The organism is Pseudomonas sp. FEN (assembly GCF_904067045.1).
Taxonomy (GTDB): domain Bacteria; phylum Pseudomonadota; class Gammaproteobacteria; order Pseudomonadales; family Pseudomonadaceae; genus Aquipseudomonas.
The window spans coordinates 44133-57498 of record NZ_CAJFDC010000013.1; the positions used below are offsets into that span (position 1 = coordinate 44133).

The following is a 13366-nucleotide window of genomic DNA, read 5'->3' on the forward strand; positions in this document are numbered from 1 at the left end:
AGTTATCCCCGCAGAGATCTGGCCCATGAATACTCCGCACAACCTCTCACCCATCAACTTCGCACAGAAACTCGCCCTGTTCGATGACCGCTGGAAACCCCGGGTCATTGCTGAAATGAACGATTATCAGTTCAAGATAGTGAAGTTCGAAGGCGATTTCATCTGGCACTCCCACGTCGATACCGATGAGACGTTCATCATCCTTGAAGGTGTATTGCGCATCGACTTTCGCGACCGCCAAGTGTATCTGGCCGCCGGTGAAATGCTGGTGGTGCCCAAGGGTGTCGAACACAAGCCGTTTGCCGAGCGGGAGGTCAAGCTGCTGTTGATCGAGCCGCGCGGGGTGATCAATACCGGGGAAGAAAGCGGGGATTTGACGGCCAGTAACGACGTCTGGGTTTGAGCAGCCTGACAGACCCCCTTCGCGGCGGTGCCGCGAAGGGGGCCTCCCTGCAAAACCGCGTTTCAGGTCACGCCGACAACGAATAGATCAATGCCGAAATCGCCACCAAACCCACCAGCGTCACGAACACGTTGGACATCTGTCCCGAGTACCGGCGCATCGCTGGCACCCGACGGATCGCGTACATCGGCATCAGGAACAGCAACGCCGCGATGATCGGCCCGCCGAGGGTTTCGATCATGCCGAGAATGCTCGGGTTCAAGGTTGCCACCAGCCAGCACACCAGCAGCATGAACGCCGCCGTCATGCGATCCAAGGCCTTGGCCCCCGGCTTGCGACCGCTCTTGGCGATCAGGCCCTTGAGGCCTTCGCTGGCACCGATGTAGTGCCCCAGGAACGACTTGGAAATGGCCACGAAGGCAATCAGCGGCGCCGCGAAAGCGATGGTCGGATTGCTGAAGTGGTTGGCCAGGTACGACAGGATCGACAGGTTCTGCGCCTTGGCTTCGGCCAATTGCGCCGGCGACAGGGTCAGTACGCAACTGAAGACGAAGAACAGCACCATCACCACCATCAACAGATGGGCCCGCGACAGGATCTGCGAACTGCGCTCCTCGGCGTGGACGCCATGACGACGCTTCTGGTCAACCGCGAAGGCCGAGATGATCGGCGAATGGTTGAAAGAGAACACCATCACCGGAATCGCCAGCCACAAGGTATGCAGCAACGCCGAGGACTCGGGTGGGCTGCCGGCCGTGGCGAGAATGCCGCCGTTCCAGTGCGGGACCAGGTACACCGCCAGGAACAGCAAGGCGACGATAAACGGATAGACCATCAGGCTCATGGCCTTGACGATCACCTGCTCGCCACAACGGACCACCACCAGCAGGCCGAGGATCAGCATCAGCGACAGCAGCACCCGGGGCGGCGGCACGAGATGCAACTGGTGTTCGAGGAAACTGCCGACGGTATTGGTCAGCGCCACGCTATAGATCAGCAGGATCGGGAAGATCGCAAAGAAATACAGCAAGGTGATCAGCGCCCCGGCCTTGATCCCGAAGTGTTCTTCCACCACCTCGGTGATGTCCGCGCCAGCACGCCCGGAGAGCACGAAGCGGGTCAGGCCTCGGTGGGCGTAGAACGTCATGGGAAACGCCAGCACCGCCAGGATCAGCAACGGCCAGAAGCCGCCCAGTCCCGCGTTGATCGGCAGGAACAAGGTGCCCGCGCCGATGGCCGTGCCGAACAGGCCCAGCATCCAGGTGGTGTCTTGGCGGCTCCAGCTGCTCAGCGCAGCGGGTGCCGATTCATAGCGTTCGTCGACGCTGTTGGCCTGGTCATTCATCCGGTCGAATCTCCGTTAGCCGGTCATTACCACGCGGCCGGAGCGGAAAAAAACAGGTCACTGGCAGCGCCCCGGCCATAAGAGGGGCGCGATTGTCCGGGATTAAGCAGGAGAAGCAAAGGGTTAGCTGAGTAACGGTCGAGGGCGCGGGTAGTTTTATCAGTCATCGCACGCAGAGTATTGATACACTGTAACAATCAACTCCAGCCTCTCGATCAGTGCCCTCCCATGACCTTTGTACAATGTCGTGCCTGCTTCACCACCCTTCTCCTGCTGCTGGGCGGCCCGTTGGCCCTGGCTGACGACCTGATCGTCACCTGGCCCGGCGACTGGGAGGTACAGACCCTGCCACCGGCCCAAAGCGCGGCGGGCGAAGTGATCAGCGGCCTGCGCCAGCGCGCGGTGAAGAACGATGCCAACGGCGACCCGCTGATGGTCATGGAACTGACCGAGTCGGCGCTCAATCCCGGCCACGAGGTCAACCTTCCCGGAGTGTTGCTGGAAATGCGCAAGGCGGTGCAGAAGAACTTTGTCGAGCGCGGCTTCATGAGTGTCTGCAACCGCATACACGACAGCACGCTGGGCGGCATGCCCGCGGTGGAAACCACCTGCACCATCACCCAGAACGGCGGTCATGTAATGACCCAGACCCTGGTGGCCGCTGCTCGAGAGGGCAAAGCCTATTCCTTGCTGTATGCCGGTTCGGCGGACGGTTACAAGAGTGTCGAGCCGGTGGTCAACGGGATCAGGGCGAGCCTGCGCCTACAGCCCTGATACCGCCTCCTGTAGGAGCCAGCTTGCTGGCGATGCTGGTCGACCAGTCACGCCGAACCTCGGGGGTTACCCGGCCAGGAATCCCCGGGCCATGCCGCTGGCGGCAATCACGATCAACATGATCAACAGTGCTTCGATATGGCTGATCCGGGCAAATAGCCGGGCCCGGCCGATATCGACTGGCGTGCCCTTCTTCGCCGCGATACGCCATTTGATCAGACTGATCATCGGTGCCAGTTCCAGCAACAGGACAATCACGAACAGGCTCAACTTGAGATGGAACAGTGGCTGGTGCAGGTAGTAATCCGTGCCTTTCTCGAAACCGCCGAAAGCCCGCAGGCCACCGGTTATCAGCAGGACGCCGGCGCTGATACCCCAGAGGTTGTCCCAGATAAACACCTGCCGTAGCTCCACCGGGCTGGTGCCGGCAAGGCGGCGCAACGCCCCGCCACGCCCAAAGACCGCCGCCAGGGCGATACCGAAAGCCAGAAGGTGCAGGGCTGCCAGGGACCAGTGAGCAAGCATCGGATCGTCTCCTTGAGTAAGCAGACAGTTGTAGCTCAAGCCACCGATATTTGCGCAGCTCCTTTGTGGCGAGCGGGCTTGCCCGCGCTGGGGCGCGAAGCGGCCCTGAAATCAGCGACTTCACTGTGTCAGGTGGAACGCAGTCACAGGTTTTACGACTGCTGCGCAGTCGAGCGCGGGCAAGCCCGCTCGCCACAAGACTCAGGTACCACTCAGGGTTTCAAGGCAGCAGGATCACCTTGTCGCTACCGCCCTGGTTGACCTCGGCATAACGCGCCAGGCCCTCGGCCAGCGGCGACTCCAGCAGCCCCGTCGGCAATTCCAGCAAGCCCTCGTCAAAGAAACGCCCAAACTGATCGAGCATCCGTGCACAGGCCTCGGTGCCGTAGAGCAACGAGTTGATCCCGACCACCGAACCACCCTTGCGATACAAGGCCAGGGCTGGCAACTGCACATGGCCGTCCACCGGTGCGGCGATGATCGCGATCCGCCCGAAAGGCGCCAGGGCCGTCACCGCCGCTGGCAGCCAGAAGCCGGTGGTGTCGAAGATCACATCGGCGCCACCCGGGAATACACCATAGACCGACGCCGCCAGGTCTTCCGGCTTGTCCAGTTGAATGGCATCAAAGCCCTTGTCCCGCAACGTCTTGACCTGCTCCGCGCGTCGCACCGCACCCAGTACCCGCGCCCCGCGAATCTTCGCCAGGGCCAGCGCGGCGCTGCCGACGGCGCCATTGGCACCGATCACCAGCAAGCGCGTGCCGTCCTTCACCAGGCTGCGTTCCAGGGCATCCCAGGCGGTGGTGAACGGCACACCGAGGCTGGCGGCCTGGGCGAAGCTCAAGTGCGTTGGTTTGATCGCCACGCCGCTGGCGGGCAAGGTCAGGTACTGGGCATGGGAACCGTCACCGGTAAACCCCAACTCCTTGCCGGTCCCCCAGACTTCCCGGCCAAGCAGCGATTGTGGCCCTTCGATAACCACACCGGCGAAGTCGCGACCGGGAATCCGTGGCAGCGTGGTATAGGCGAAACGGCCGAGCACGTTTTTCACATCGCTGGGGTTCAGGCCGGCCGCCTTGATCTGCACCAGGACTTCGCCGGCAGCCGGCACGGGCGTGGGAACGTCGACCAGTTGCAGGGCCGAGAGGTCACCGGTTTTCGAAAATTGCAGGGCTTTCATAAAGTACGCATCCAGTCAGAGGAGAAACAGGGGGATTCAGGACAGCCAGCCGGCGACCAGTTGTTTACCCAGGGGCCAGGCTTTTTCGCCCAATTGCATGCCCAGAAGGCCGACCAGGGCCACGGCGGGCGGTGCCGGGGAACGGAAGTCGAGCCCGCCGTAAAGCAGGCCGACAGCGATGCCGATGGCGAGGGAGATAAGGTAGCTCATGATGAACTCCGGGCTCGGTGAGGGAATACCCAGAGTCTATGGCCGATAAAACGGGGGCATCGGTCAAAGGCTTCTGAATTTCGGCCAACTCGCCCCCCCCTGTAGGAGCGTGAGCATCAGACCTTACGCGTTATCGTTGAGGACGACGGGCACTAGCCCGCCGGGTAGTGCGATGGCGCAATCCCCAGGGTGCGGCGGAACATGTCGCTGAAGCTGCTGGGCGAATAGCCCAGGGCCCGGGCGATACGATTCACCGGCACGCCCTGGATCAGTTCCGCCACGGCGGTGGCCAATTGCACCTGACGCCGCCATTCGGCAAAGCCCATGCCCAACTCGCTCTGGAACAGGCGTGCCAGGGTCCGCACGCTGGCCCCGGCCGATTGCGCGTGCTGCTCAAAGGAAATATCCAGCGACGGCGCGCTCATGACCGCCCGGCAGAGGTTCATCAGTCGACGGTCACTGGCCGACGGCATGGGAATCTTCAGGAACGCCCGCCGTGCCCGCTTGAGCTCCAGCAGCGCCAGGTTGACCAATGCTTCGTAGTAGTCGCCCTGAGGCCCCTCGGCCAACTCCACCAGGTGCACGATCAGCTCACGCAACAGCCCGCCGACCTCGATCACCTGGACCGTGCTTTCCAGGGTATCGGCCAGCGCCGGACGCAGATAGATATTGCGCATCTGCAGGTCCGACACCACCCGGATCCCATGGCGAACGCCGGGCGGCAGCCATACCGCGCGCTGCGGTGGCACCGCCAGGGCTTCGTGGGGAGTCTCGACCCACATCACGCCCGACAGCGCATACAGCAACTGCCCCCAGACATGCGCGTGGGGCTCGATGAACAAGCCCCGCGGGTAGGTCCGGGCCAGGGGTTGTATGGGCCGGTCGGTGTCGCTCAGGTCCGGTGGCGCGGCCAGGGCCATGGTTCAGCCGGCGACAGGGGTGCGCATGGTGACGAACTCTTCGGCCGCCGTCGGGTGCACACCAATGGTTTCGTCGAAATGCTGCTTGGTGGCGCCGGCCTTCAGGGCAATGGCCAGCCCCTGGACGATTTCCCCGGCCTCCGGTCCGACCATGTGGCAACCCAGCACCTTGTCGGTCTTGGCATCCACCACCAGCTTCATCAGGGTCCGTTCCTGGCACTCGGTCAGGGTCAGCTTCATCGGTCGGAAGCGACTTTCGAAGATCTGCACTTCATGGCCCTGCTCCCGCGCCTGTTCTTCGCTCAAGCCCACGGTACCGATATTCGGCAGGCTGAACACCGCCGTCGGAATCATCGCGTAGTCCACCGGACGATACTGCTCGGGCTTGAACAGCCGCCGGGCCACCGCCATGCCTTCGGCCAGGGCTACCGGGGTCAGTTGCACACGCCCAATGACATCGCCGAGGGCGAGAATCGACGGCTCGCTGGTCTGATACAGCTCGTCAACCTGGATAAAGCCATGCTTGTCCAGTTGCACCGCAGTGTTTTCCAGGCCCAGATTGTCCAGCATCGGCCGCCGACCAGTGGCGTAGAAGATGCAATCGGCCTCCAGCTCGCGACCGTCCTTGAGGGTGGCCTTGAGGCTGCCATCGGCCTGCTTGTCGATCCGCTCGATATCGGCGTTGAAGTTCAGGACCAGGCCGCGCTTGGTCAGCTCTTCCTGCAGGTGACGGCGAACCGAACCGTCGAAACCGCGCAGGAACAGCTCACCGCGATACAGCAATTGGGTATCGGCGCCCAGGCCATGGAAGATCCCGGCGAATTCGACGGCGATATACCCGCCGCCGACCACCAGGATGCGTTTGGGCAATGCCTTGAGGAAAAACGCTTCATTGGAGCTGATGGCGTGTTCGCTGCCGGGAATATCTGGAATCTGCGGCCAGCCTCCCGTGGCGATCAGGATATGTTTGGCGCTGTAGCGTTGACCATTGACTTCAACCTGATGCGGATCCACCAGCTTGCCGTGACCTTCGAGCAGGGTCACGCCGCTGTTGACCAACAAGCTGCGATAGATCCCGTTCAGACGCTGGATTTCGCGGTCCTTGTTGGCGATCAGGGTCGCCCAGTCGAAGTCCGCTTCGCCCAGCGACCAGCCGAAACCCTGGGCCTGTTCGAAGTCCTCGGCGAAATGCGCGCCATAGACCAGCAGCTTTTTCGGCACACAGCCGACGTTGACGCAGGTGCCGCCCAGGTAGCGGCTCTCGACTACCGCCACCTTGGCGCCAAACCCCGCGGCAAACCGCGCCGCACGCACACCGCCGGAGCCGGCGCCAATCACAAACAGGTCAAAATCGTAGGCCATTTCAATCTCCTCGGCAGGCGCACAGCATACCCGCTGTAGCCTTTCGGGTCAGCGCCTGGAACGCTCGGGGGAATTCAGATGCAATATAAAACTGTAGGAGCGAGCTTGCTCGCGAAAAAAGGCCAGTGCCAACGCGGGGCACCTGAAGGGTAGCGGTGTGGCGACTACCTTTCGCGAGCAAGCTCGCGCCTACAGCCCGCCTGGAGTCGACGCCCGCCTGAAGGGTAGCGGTGTGGCGGCTATCTTTCGCGAGCAAGCTCGCGCCTACAGTCTCCAGGAGTCGACGCCCACAAAAAAGCCACCGGTCAGGTGGCTTTTTTTCTACGAAACACTCGCTACAAAACCCGGCCTGATCAGTAAGCCTTGCCAGTCTTGTAGAAGTGTTCAAAGCAGAAGTTGGTCGCTTCGATGTAGCCTTCGGCGCCACCGCAGTCGAAACGCTTGCCTTTGAACTTGTAGGCAATCACACAACCGTCCTGGGCCTGTTTCATCAGGGCGTCGGTGATCTGGATCTCGCCACCCTTGCCCGGCTCGGTCTGCTCGATCAGGGCGAAGATGTCCGGGGTCAGGATGTAACGACCGATGATCGCCAGGTTCGACGGCGCGTCTTCCGGCTTCGGCTTCTCAACCATGTTGCGTACGCGGTACAGGTCGTCACCGATCAGATCGCCGGCAATCACCCCGTACTTGTTGGTTTCCTGCGGATCGACTTCCTGGATCGCGACAATGGTGCAGCGATACTGTTTGTACAGCTTGACCATCTGGGTCAGGACGCCGTCGCCTTCGAGGTTGACGCACAGGTCATCCGCCAGAACCACGGCGAAGGGTTCGTCACCGATCAATGGACGGCCGGTCAGGATCGCGTGACCCAGGCCTTTCATTTCGGTCTGACGGGTGTAGGAGAACGAGCATTCGTCCAGCAGCTTGCGGATACCGACCAGGTACTTCTCCTTGTCGGTGCCTTTGATCTGGTTTTCCAACTCGTAGCTGATGTCGAAGTGGTCTTCCAGCGCGCGCTTGCCGCGACCGGTCACGATGGAGATCTCGGTCAACCCGGCGTCCAGCGCTTCCTCGACGCCGTACTGGATCAGTGGCTTGTTCACCACCGGCAGCATTTCTTTGGGCATGGCTTTAGTCGCTGGGAGGAAGCGAGTACCGTAACCGGCTGCTGGGAACAAGCATTTCTTGATCATATAAGTCCTTGAAAGGGCGGTGTGTACGAGTTTCGGCGCAGTCTAATCAGGCAGCGGTCACCTTACAATGCCCCACTGATAGCAGACTGACGCCAACATAGAGAAACCTGACGGCGGATAGTTCCGGGAATCTTGCAAATATTGCGACATCCGGTACTCACCCTCCCAGCCAAACACATTTTCACTCAGGGCATCAACTCTAGCGGCTATTGAGGGTTTGTGCCTTGATCTGAGCTATCATCAACACCTTTCATCAGCCCATGAGACAGATCGATGTCGGCAGCAAAGAACGTGAACGGTTACCTGATCAATCAAGCAAAAGACGGCCAATGGTGGCTGACCGGTAGCGATGGCGAATCGGTCGCTGGCCCATTCCCGAGCGAAGCACTGGCCATTGAAGTGGCCTCGGTGTTCGAAGATACCCCCGCCCCCGCCGCACGGCGCCGTGGCAACAAGGATTGAATACGGGCATGAACAAGCTTCTGGCATTGATTGTGTTGCTGGCCCTGGGTGGCTGCGCCACGGCGTCGAAAACCTACATAAACAACGGCCAGCAGGGCCTGGCCATCGACTGTTCAGGTGAGGCGATGTCCTGGGCCAAGTGCTACGAGAAGGCCGACGACTCCTGTGCCGGTACCGGCTACACCATCGTCGGCACCAATGGCACGCCCTCGCCCAAGGAAAGCGACAAGACCCTCGGCGTCGACGTGGGCAATTTCAAAAGCCGCACGGTCACCGTGGTGTGCAAATAAGCCCGATGCCAGGCGGTTCAACCTGAAATACAGTGCTCGGCGGCATTGAGCACGGCTTTGTTGCGCAAGGGGAAATTCGACATGCTCTCGAAAACCTTGATGCTACTGCCGCTGGAGCGCTCTTCGATAAACAGTACCGCCGATGGACTGGTGGAAAACCGGTCACGCACGATAACCTTGACCCCATCCTTCTGATAGGGCTCGATCAATGAAGGGCCGCGGTCCTTGGTCAGCCGGGTATCGAAACACTGGGCATAGACCATTGGCTTCTTGCCGGAGATCACGCTCATCGTCGGCGGTGACTGCTCGATATCCGATACGCTCGCACAGCCACTCATGGCCAAGGCAACCAATGCCCACACACCCCACTTCATAAGCAAATCTCCGATAAAGACGATAAGACAGCATCCGGACGATTTTTCTCCATCGCACCGGCGATTTAATCCAACTTTTATGGCGACAAGGCTACGCAATCCGTCAGACTGGAAGCTCTGTCGGTCGAATAAATCCGACAGTCCCCTGAAAACACCCTGCACCACATGCTATCTTTTTGATTTTGTAGAAAAAGCCTTCTGGAGACGCCCTTGAAATTCATCCACCAGCGCGAGCACCTGAACGAAGACGACATTGTCGTGATCGAATGCTCCCAGACGTGCAACATCCGCCTGATGAACGACGCCAACTTTCGCAGCTTCAAGAATGGCGGTCGTCACACCTACCACGGCGGCGCATTTGATACGTTTCCGGCAAAAATCACCATCCCCAGCACCGGTTTCTGGAACATTACCATTGATACCGTGGTGACCAAACGCGCCATCAGCGTCACCCGCAAACCGAATCTGACCCACTCGATTCGGATCATCCGTCGCTCCAGCTCGAAACTGCGTTGAATCGCGCCAGCCGCCCCTCTTCCCGTTACTGGAATCGCCGTGAACACCACCACCCCCACCACCAAGTACGTCATCAAATACAAGCTCAACGGTGAGCGTCGCTTCGAATTCGCCCAGCTGGAAAACGGCAGCGACGAGCAAGCCCTGGCCGCGCTGAAAGCCATTCACGGCGAAAGTGGCGATGTCATCAGCGACGTGAAAGCCAGCAAGGCACTGTAAGCGCGCACCGCACACGGTTTGCCATGACCCTAGACCTGTTTGCCGACGCCGACCTGCAGCAACCCGAGCGCTTCGAGTCCATCGGCGCACAATCCTGCGTGCTGCGTGGTTTCGCCCTGCCCTGGGTGGAACGCCTGCTGCCCGCCCTGGCCAAGGTGCTGGCACAGGCGCCATTTCGGCAGATGGTCACGCCTGGCGGCTTCACCATGTCCGCCGGCCTGAGCAGTTGCGGCGCGCTGGGCTGGACCAGCGACCGCGACGGCTACCGCTACACCCGGGTCGACCCGCAGAGCGGTCGGCCCTGGCCAGAAATGCCCGAAGTGTTCCGGCAACTGGCGGAGGATGCCGCCCGGGTCGCCGGCTTTGCCCACTTCGCCGCGGATGCCTGCCTGATCAATCGCTATGTGCCGGGAGCGAAGATGTCCCTGCACCAGGACCGCAACGAGCGCGATTTCAGCGCTCCCGTGGTTTCGGTATCACTGGGCCTGCCGGCGATCTTTCTGTTTGGCGGCCATGAGCGCGGCGACAAGACGCAACGCATCCCACTGTTTCACGGCGATATCGTGGTATGGGGCGGCGTCGACCGGCTGCGCTTTCATGGCGTGCTGCCGATCAAGGACGGCCATCATCCGCGATTGGGGGCCGAGCGCCTCAACTTCACCTTGCGCACCGCCGGCTAGCGCCGATTCAATCAATGCCCCGCCAGCACCAACGGCGTTTCATAGCCGGGCGCATAAGACGGCGACTGGCCTTACAGACCTGATTCCTGATACAAACCAGCCCTGTTCTCGTCGTTATCCTTTTATCTGCCCCGGAGAAAAGTTGTCATGAGCACCTGGCCCGACACCCGTATTCTTGACCTGTTCGGCATTGAACTACCGATCATCCAGGCCCCGATGGCGGGTGCGACCACGTCCGCCATGATGATTGGCGTGGCCCGGGCCGGCGGCCTCGCGGCCCTGCCCTGCGCGATGCTGACCCCGGAGCAGATTCGCCAGGACGTGCAGGCGTTTCGCAGCGCGACCCAGGCGCCGCTGAACGTCAACTTCTTCTGCCATCAACCGCCAGCAGCGGACCCGGAGCGGGAAAAACGCTGGAAAGAACGCCTGGCACCCTACTACCGCGAGCTGGGCGTGGATTTCAATGCGCCGACACCGGTTTCCAGCCGTGCGCCTTTCGATGAAACCAGCTGCCAACTGGTGGAAGAACTACAACCGGAGATCGTCAGCTTCCACTTCGGCCTACCGCCCGAGGCCCTGCTCAACCGGGTGAAAGCCACCGGCGCGACGATCGTCGGTTGCGCCACCACCGTCGATGAAGCGCGCTGGCTGGAAGAGCGCGGCTGCCACGCAATCATCGCCATGGGCAATGAAGCCGGCGGCCATCGCGGCATCTTCCTGAGCACCGACCTCAATACCCAGGTCGGCACCATCGCCCTGGTGCCACAGATTGCCGATGCGGTGGATGTTCCGGTGATCGCCGCCGGCGGTATCGGCGACGGACGCGGTATCGCGGCGGCCTTCATGCTCGGGGCCGCGGCGGTGCAACTGGGGACGGCCTATCTGTTCACTCCGGAAGCCAAGGTCTCGGCGTCCCATCACCAGGCACTGCGCAGCGCGAAGGAAAGCCAGACGGCCCTGACCAACCTGTTCACCGGCCGGCCGGCGCGGGGGATCATGAACCGGGTGATGCGCGAACTGGGGCCGATCAGTGACATGGCCCCGGCGTTTCCCCTGGCCGGCGGCGCGCTGCTGCCACTGCGGGCCAAGGGCGAAGCGGATTTCAGCAACCTGTGGTCGGGCCAGGCGTTACGGTTGGGCGTGGAGTTGCCGGCCGAGGCATTGACCCGGCAGTTGGCGGAACAGGCCCTGGCGATATTGCAAAGACACTGATCAGCGGCTTGGAAGCCAGCTTGCCGGCGATGAGGCCCGCATCGCCTGAGCGGCCGCGATCATCGGAACGCCGCCCACGGCAAGCTGGGGCCGACAGGGAGATGCGTCGTTACAACACGGCGGGCGCTCTCGCCAGCGCCATCAATTCGCTATATATTTATCTATATAGCGAATTCATCCTCTCCCGGCACCGCCCTCTCCAACAACACGCGGCGCCGTTGCCTGTCCCTCACGCTTGAACGGAGCCGCTTCATGATCATTCGTGCCTCACGCTTTGCCCCGACTTGCCTGGCCACCCTGCTCGGCGTGCTTGCTTTCAGCACGGCCCAGGCCGCTGAAGTCCAGGTGGCCGTCGCGGCCAACTTCAGCGCTCCGATCCAGGCCATTGCCGCCGACTTCGAGAAAGATACCGGCCACAAGCTGGTCGCAGCCTATGGCGCCACCGGCCAGTTCTACACCCAGATCAAGAACGGCGCACCGTTCGAGGTGTTCCTCGCCGCCGATGACAGCACCCCGGCCAAGCTGGAAAAAGAAGGCGATATCGTCGCCGGTTCACGCTTCACCTATGCGGTCGGGACCCTGGCCCTGTGGTCGGCCAAGGACGGTTATGTCGATGCCAAGGGCCAGGTGCTCAAGGACAACCAGTACCAACACCTGTCCATCGCCGACCCGAAAGCCGCGCCCTATGGCCTGGCCGCCACCCAGGTACTGGACAAGCTGGGCCTGCACGACAAGGTCAAGGACAAGTTGGTGACCGGCCAGAACATCACCCAGGCCTACCAGTTCATCTCCACCGGCAATGCCGAGCTGGGTTTTGTCGCCTTGTCGCAGATCTACAAGGATGGCAAGGTCACCAGCGGTTCGGCGTGGATCGTCCCGGCCAACCTGCATGACTCGATCAGACAGGACGCGGTGATCCTCAACAAAGGCAAGGACAACATCGCCGCCAAGGCCCTGGTGGACTACCTCAAGGGTCCGAAAGCCGCCGCCATCATCAAGTCCTACGGTTACCAGCTCTAAATGCCGCTCTCGAGTGCCGACCTCGCCGCCATCTGGCTGACCCTGAAACTGGCGTCCCTGGTCACTGTCATCCTGCTGCTGATCGGCACTCCGATAGCCCTCTGGCTGGCCCGCACCCGCTCGTGGCTGCGCGGCCCGGTCGGCGCGGTGGTGGCGCTGCCGCTGGTGCTGCCGCCGACGGTGATCGGTTTCTACCTGCTGGTCGCCTTCGGCCCGCATGGTTTTATCGGCCAGTTTACCCAGTCCATCGGGCTGGGCACCCTCACCTTCAGCTTCACCGGATTGGTGATTGGCTCGGTCATCTACTCGATGCCCTTTGTGGTGCAGCCGTTGCAAAACGCCTTCGGGGCCATCGGCACGCGCCCGCTGGAGGTGGCCGCGACCTTGCGCGCCAATCCCTGGGACACCTTCTTCAGCGTGGTCCTGCCCCTGGCCAGACCGGGCTTTATCACCGCCGCCATCCTCGGCTTTGCCCACACCGTCGGCGAATTCGGCGTGGTGCTGATGATCGGCGGCAACATTCCGGAAAAGACCCGGGTGGTCTCGGTGCAGATCTACGACCATGTCGAGGCCATGGAATACCTCCAGGCCCATTGGCTGGCCGGCGCGATGCTGGTGTTTTCCTTTCTCGTGTTGCTGGCCCTGTACTCGAGCCGCAAGACCAAAATGGGCTGGAGTTGA

General features: G+C 61.6%; 18 protein-coding genes. 10 read left to right on the forward strand and 8 right to left on the reverse strand.

The features are described from left to right. Positions 1 to 25 precede the first annotated feature (25 nt). On the forward strand, positions 26 to 403 hold the full coding sequence (locus PFEN_RS14580; protein WP_191487531.1) for a cupin domain-containing protein: 378 nt from the start codon (positions 26 to 28) through the stop codon (positions 401 to 403). A 67-nt stretch (positions 404 to 470) separates the two neighbouring features. Here PFEN_RS14580 and PFEN_RS14585 read toward each other — a convergent pair whose 3' ends face one another. Continuing rightward, the gene (locus PFEN_RS14585; protein WP_191487532.1) at positions 471 to 1748 is read right to left on the reverse strand and encodes a serine/threonine transporter; all 1278 of its coding nucleotides are present in this window, start codon (positions 1746 to 1748) and stop codon (positions 471 to 473) included. Between the two features lie 228 nt (positions 1749 to 1976). Here PFEN_RS14585 and PFEN_RS14590 point away from each other — a divergent pair, with 228 nt between their 5' ends. Then, complete coding sequence (locus tag PFEN_RS14590; RefSeq protein WP_191487533.1) at positions 1977 to 2522, forward strand: DUF4946 domain-containing protein; 546 nt, start codon at positions 1977 to 1979, stop codon at positions 2520 to 2522. Positions 2523 to 2588: 66 nt separating this feature from the next. Here PFEN_RS14590 and PFEN_RS14595 read toward each other — a convergent pair whose 3' ends face one another. The 6 genes from PFEN_RS14595 to galU all read right to left on the reverse strand — a co-directional run bounded on the left by PFEN_RS14595 (position 2589) and on the right by galU (position 7912). Further along, positions 2589 to 3047, reverse strand: coding sequence for a DUF2214 family protein (locus tag PFEN_RS14595; RefSeq protein ID WP_191487534.1), 459 nt, complete (start codon positions 3045 to 3047; stop codon positions 2589 to 2591). Positions 3048 to 3267: 220 nt separating this feature from the next. Further along, positions 3268 to 4227, reverse strand: coding sequence for a quinone oxidoreductase family protein (locus tag PFEN_RS14600; protein WP_191487535.1), 960 nt, complete (start codon positions 4225 to 4227; stop codon positions 3268 to 3270). 36 nt (positions 4228 to 4263) lie between these two features. Beyond that, a complete protein-coding gene (locus tag PFEN_RS14605) occupies positions 4264 to 4437 on the reverse strand; it encodes a DUF1427 family protein (RefSeq protein ID WP_084615061.1) in 174 nt (57 codons plus the stop codon). Positions 4438 to 4589: 152 nt separating this feature from the next. Continuing rightward, entirely contained in the window at positions 4590 to 5357 is a 768-nt protein-coding gene (locus tag PFEN_RS14610) for an AraC family transcriptional regulator (RefSeq protein ID WP_191487536.1), read from the reverse strand. A gap of 3 nt (positions 5358 to 5360) precedes the next feature. Then, the gene (gorA, locus tag PFEN_RS14615; RefSeq protein ID WP_191487537.1) at positions 5361 to 6719 is read right to left on the reverse strand and encodes a glutathione-disulfide reductase; all 1359 of its coding nucleotides are present in this window, start codon (positions 6717 to 6719) and stop codon (positions 5361 to 5363) included. 353 nt (positions 6720 to 7072) lie between these two features. Then, positions 7073 to 7912 carry a UTP--glucose-1-phosphate uridylyltransferase GalU gene (gene galU / locus PFEN_RS14620; protein WP_100943795.1) on the reverse strand — a complete coding sequence of 280 codons (840 nt, stop codon included), beginning with the start codon at positions 7910 to 7912 and terminating at the stop codon, positions 7073 to 7075. A gap of 273 nt (positions 7913 to 8185) precedes the next feature. Between galU and PFEN_RS14625 the strand changes: the two genes are divergently transcribed. Both PFEN_RS14625 and PFEN_RS14630 read left to right on the forward strand, forming a co-directional pair. Continuing rightward, a complete protein-coding gene (locus tag PFEN_RS14625) occupies positions 8186 to 8374 on the forward strand; it encodes a hypothetical protein (RefSeq protein WP_191487538.1) in 189 nt (62 codons plus the stop codon). Between the two features lie 8 nt (positions 8375 to 8382). Further along, positions 8383 to 8664 carry a hypothetical protein gene (locus tag PFEN_RS14630; protein WP_191487539.1) on the forward strand — a complete coding sequence of 94 codons (282 nt, stop codon included), beginning with the start codon at positions 8383 to 8385 and terminating at the stop codon, positions 8662 to 8664. A gap of 17 nt (positions 8665 to 8681) precedes the next feature. Here PFEN_RS14630 and PFEN_RS14635 read toward each other — a convergent pair whose 3' ends face one another. Beyond that, positions 8682 to 9038, reverse strand: a complete 357-nt coding sequence (locus PFEN_RS14635; RefSeq protein ID WP_191487540.1) for a hypothetical protein — start codon at positions 9036 to 9038, stop codon at positions 8682 to 8684. A 210-nt stretch (positions 9039 to 9248) separates the two neighbouring features. Here PFEN_RS14635 and PFEN_RS14640 point away from each other — a divergent pair, with 210 nt between their 5' ends. The 6 genes from PFEN_RS14640 (at position 9249) to modB (ending at position 13366) form a co-directional block, all read left to right on the forward strand. Continuing rightward, entirely contained in the window at positions 9249 to 9554 is a 306-nt protein-coding gene (locus PFEN_RS14640) for a DUF1883 domain-containing protein (RefSeq protein ID WP_100943791.1), read from the forward strand. 39 nt (positions 9555 to 9593) lie between these two features. After that, entirely contained in the window at positions 9594 to 9773 is a 180-nt protein-coding gene (locus PFEN_RS14645) for a hypothetical protein (RefSeq protein ID WP_191487541.1), read from the forward strand. Between the two features lie 23 nt (positions 9774 to 9796). After that, the gene (gene alkB / locus PFEN_RS14650; RefSeq protein ID WP_191487542.1) at positions 9797 to 10453 is read left to right on the forward strand and encodes a DNA oxidative demethylase AlkB; all 657 of its coding nucleotides are present in this window, start codon (positions 9797 to 9799) and stop codon (positions 10451 to 10453) included. Between the two features lie 147 nt (positions 10454 to 10600). Further along, complete coding sequence (locus PFEN_RS14655) at positions 10601 to 11665, forward strand: NAD(P)H-dependent flavin oxidoreductase (protein ID WP_191487543.1); 1065 nt, start codon at positions 10601 to 10603, stop codon at positions 11663 to 11665. A gap of 252 nt (positions 11666 to 11917) precedes the next feature. Then, positions 11918 to 12685 carry a molybdate ABC transporter substrate-binding protein gene (gene modA, locus PFEN_RS14660; protein ID WP_191487544.1) on the forward strand — a complete coding sequence of 256 codons (768 nt, stop codon included), beginning with the start codon at positions 11918 to 11920 and terminating at the stop codon, positions 12683 to 12685. After that, entirely contained in the window at positions 12686 to 13366 is a 681-nt protein-coding gene (gene modB / locus PFEN_RS14665) for a molybdate ABC transporter permease subunit (protein WP_191487545.1), read from the forward strand.

Coding starts and splice junctions, on each gene's coding strand:
- PFEN_RS14585 (WP_191487532.1), bottom strand. CDS start 1,748: ATGAATGACCAGGCCAACAGCGTCGACGAACGCTATGAATCGGCACCC.
- PFEN_RS14595 (WP_191487534.1), bottom strand. CDS start 3,047: ATGCTTGCTCACTGGTCCCTGGCAGCCCTGCACCTTCTGGCTTTCGGT.
- PFEN_RS14590 (WP_191487533.1), top strand. CDS start 1,977: ATGACCTTTGTACAATGTCGTGCCTGCTTCACCACCCTTCTCCTGCTG.
- PFEN_RS14655 (WP_191487543.1), top strand. CDS start 10,601: ATGAGCACCTGGCCCGACACCCGTATTCTTGACCTGTTCGGCATTGAA.
- alkB (WP_191487542.1), top strand. CDS start 9,797: ATGACCCTAGACCTGTTTGCCGACGCCGACCTGCAGCAACCCGAGCGC.
- PFEN_RS14625 (WP_191487538.1), top strand. CDS start 8,186: ATGTCGGCAGCAAAGAACGTGAACGGTTACCTGATCAATCAAGCAAAA.
- PFEN_RS14635 (WP_191487540.1), bottom strand. CDS start 9,038: ATGAAGTGGGGTGTGTGGGCATTGGTTGCCTTGGCCATGAGTGGCTGT.
- PFEN_RS14605 (WP_084615061.1), bottom strand. CDS start 4,437: ATGAGCTACCTTATCTCCCTCGCCATCGGCATCGCTGTCGGCCTGCTT.
- PFEN_RS14630 (WP_191487539.1), top strand. CDS start 8,383: ATGAACAAGCTTCTGGCATTGATTGTGTTGCTGGCCCTGGGTGGCTGC.
- gorA (WP_191487537.1), bottom strand. CDS start 6,719: ATGGCCTACGATTTTGACCTGTTTGTGATTGGCGCCGGCTCCGGCGGT.
- PFEN_RS14610 (WP_191487536.1), bottom strand. CDS start 5,357: ATGGCCCTGGCCGCGCCACCGGACCTGAGCGACACCGACCGGCCCATA.
- modA (WP_191487544.1), top strand. CDS start 11,918: ATGATCATTCGTGCCTCACGCTTTGCCCCGACTTGCCTGGCCACCCTG.
- PFEN_RS14600 (WP_191487535.1), bottom strand. CDS start 4,227: ATGAAAGCCCTGCAATTTTCGAAAACCGGTGACCTCTCGGCCCTGCAA.
- modB (WP_191487545.1), top strand. CDS start 12,686: ATGCCGCTCTCGAGTGCCGACCTCGCCGCCATCTGGCTGACCCTGAAA.
- galU (WP_100943795.1), bottom strand. CDS start 7,912: ATGATCAAGAAATGCTTGTTCCCAGCAGCCGGTTACGGTACTCGCTTC.
- PFEN_RS14580 (WP_191487531.1), top strand. CDS start 26: ATGAATACTCCGCACAACCTCTCACCCATCAACTTCGCACAGAAACTC.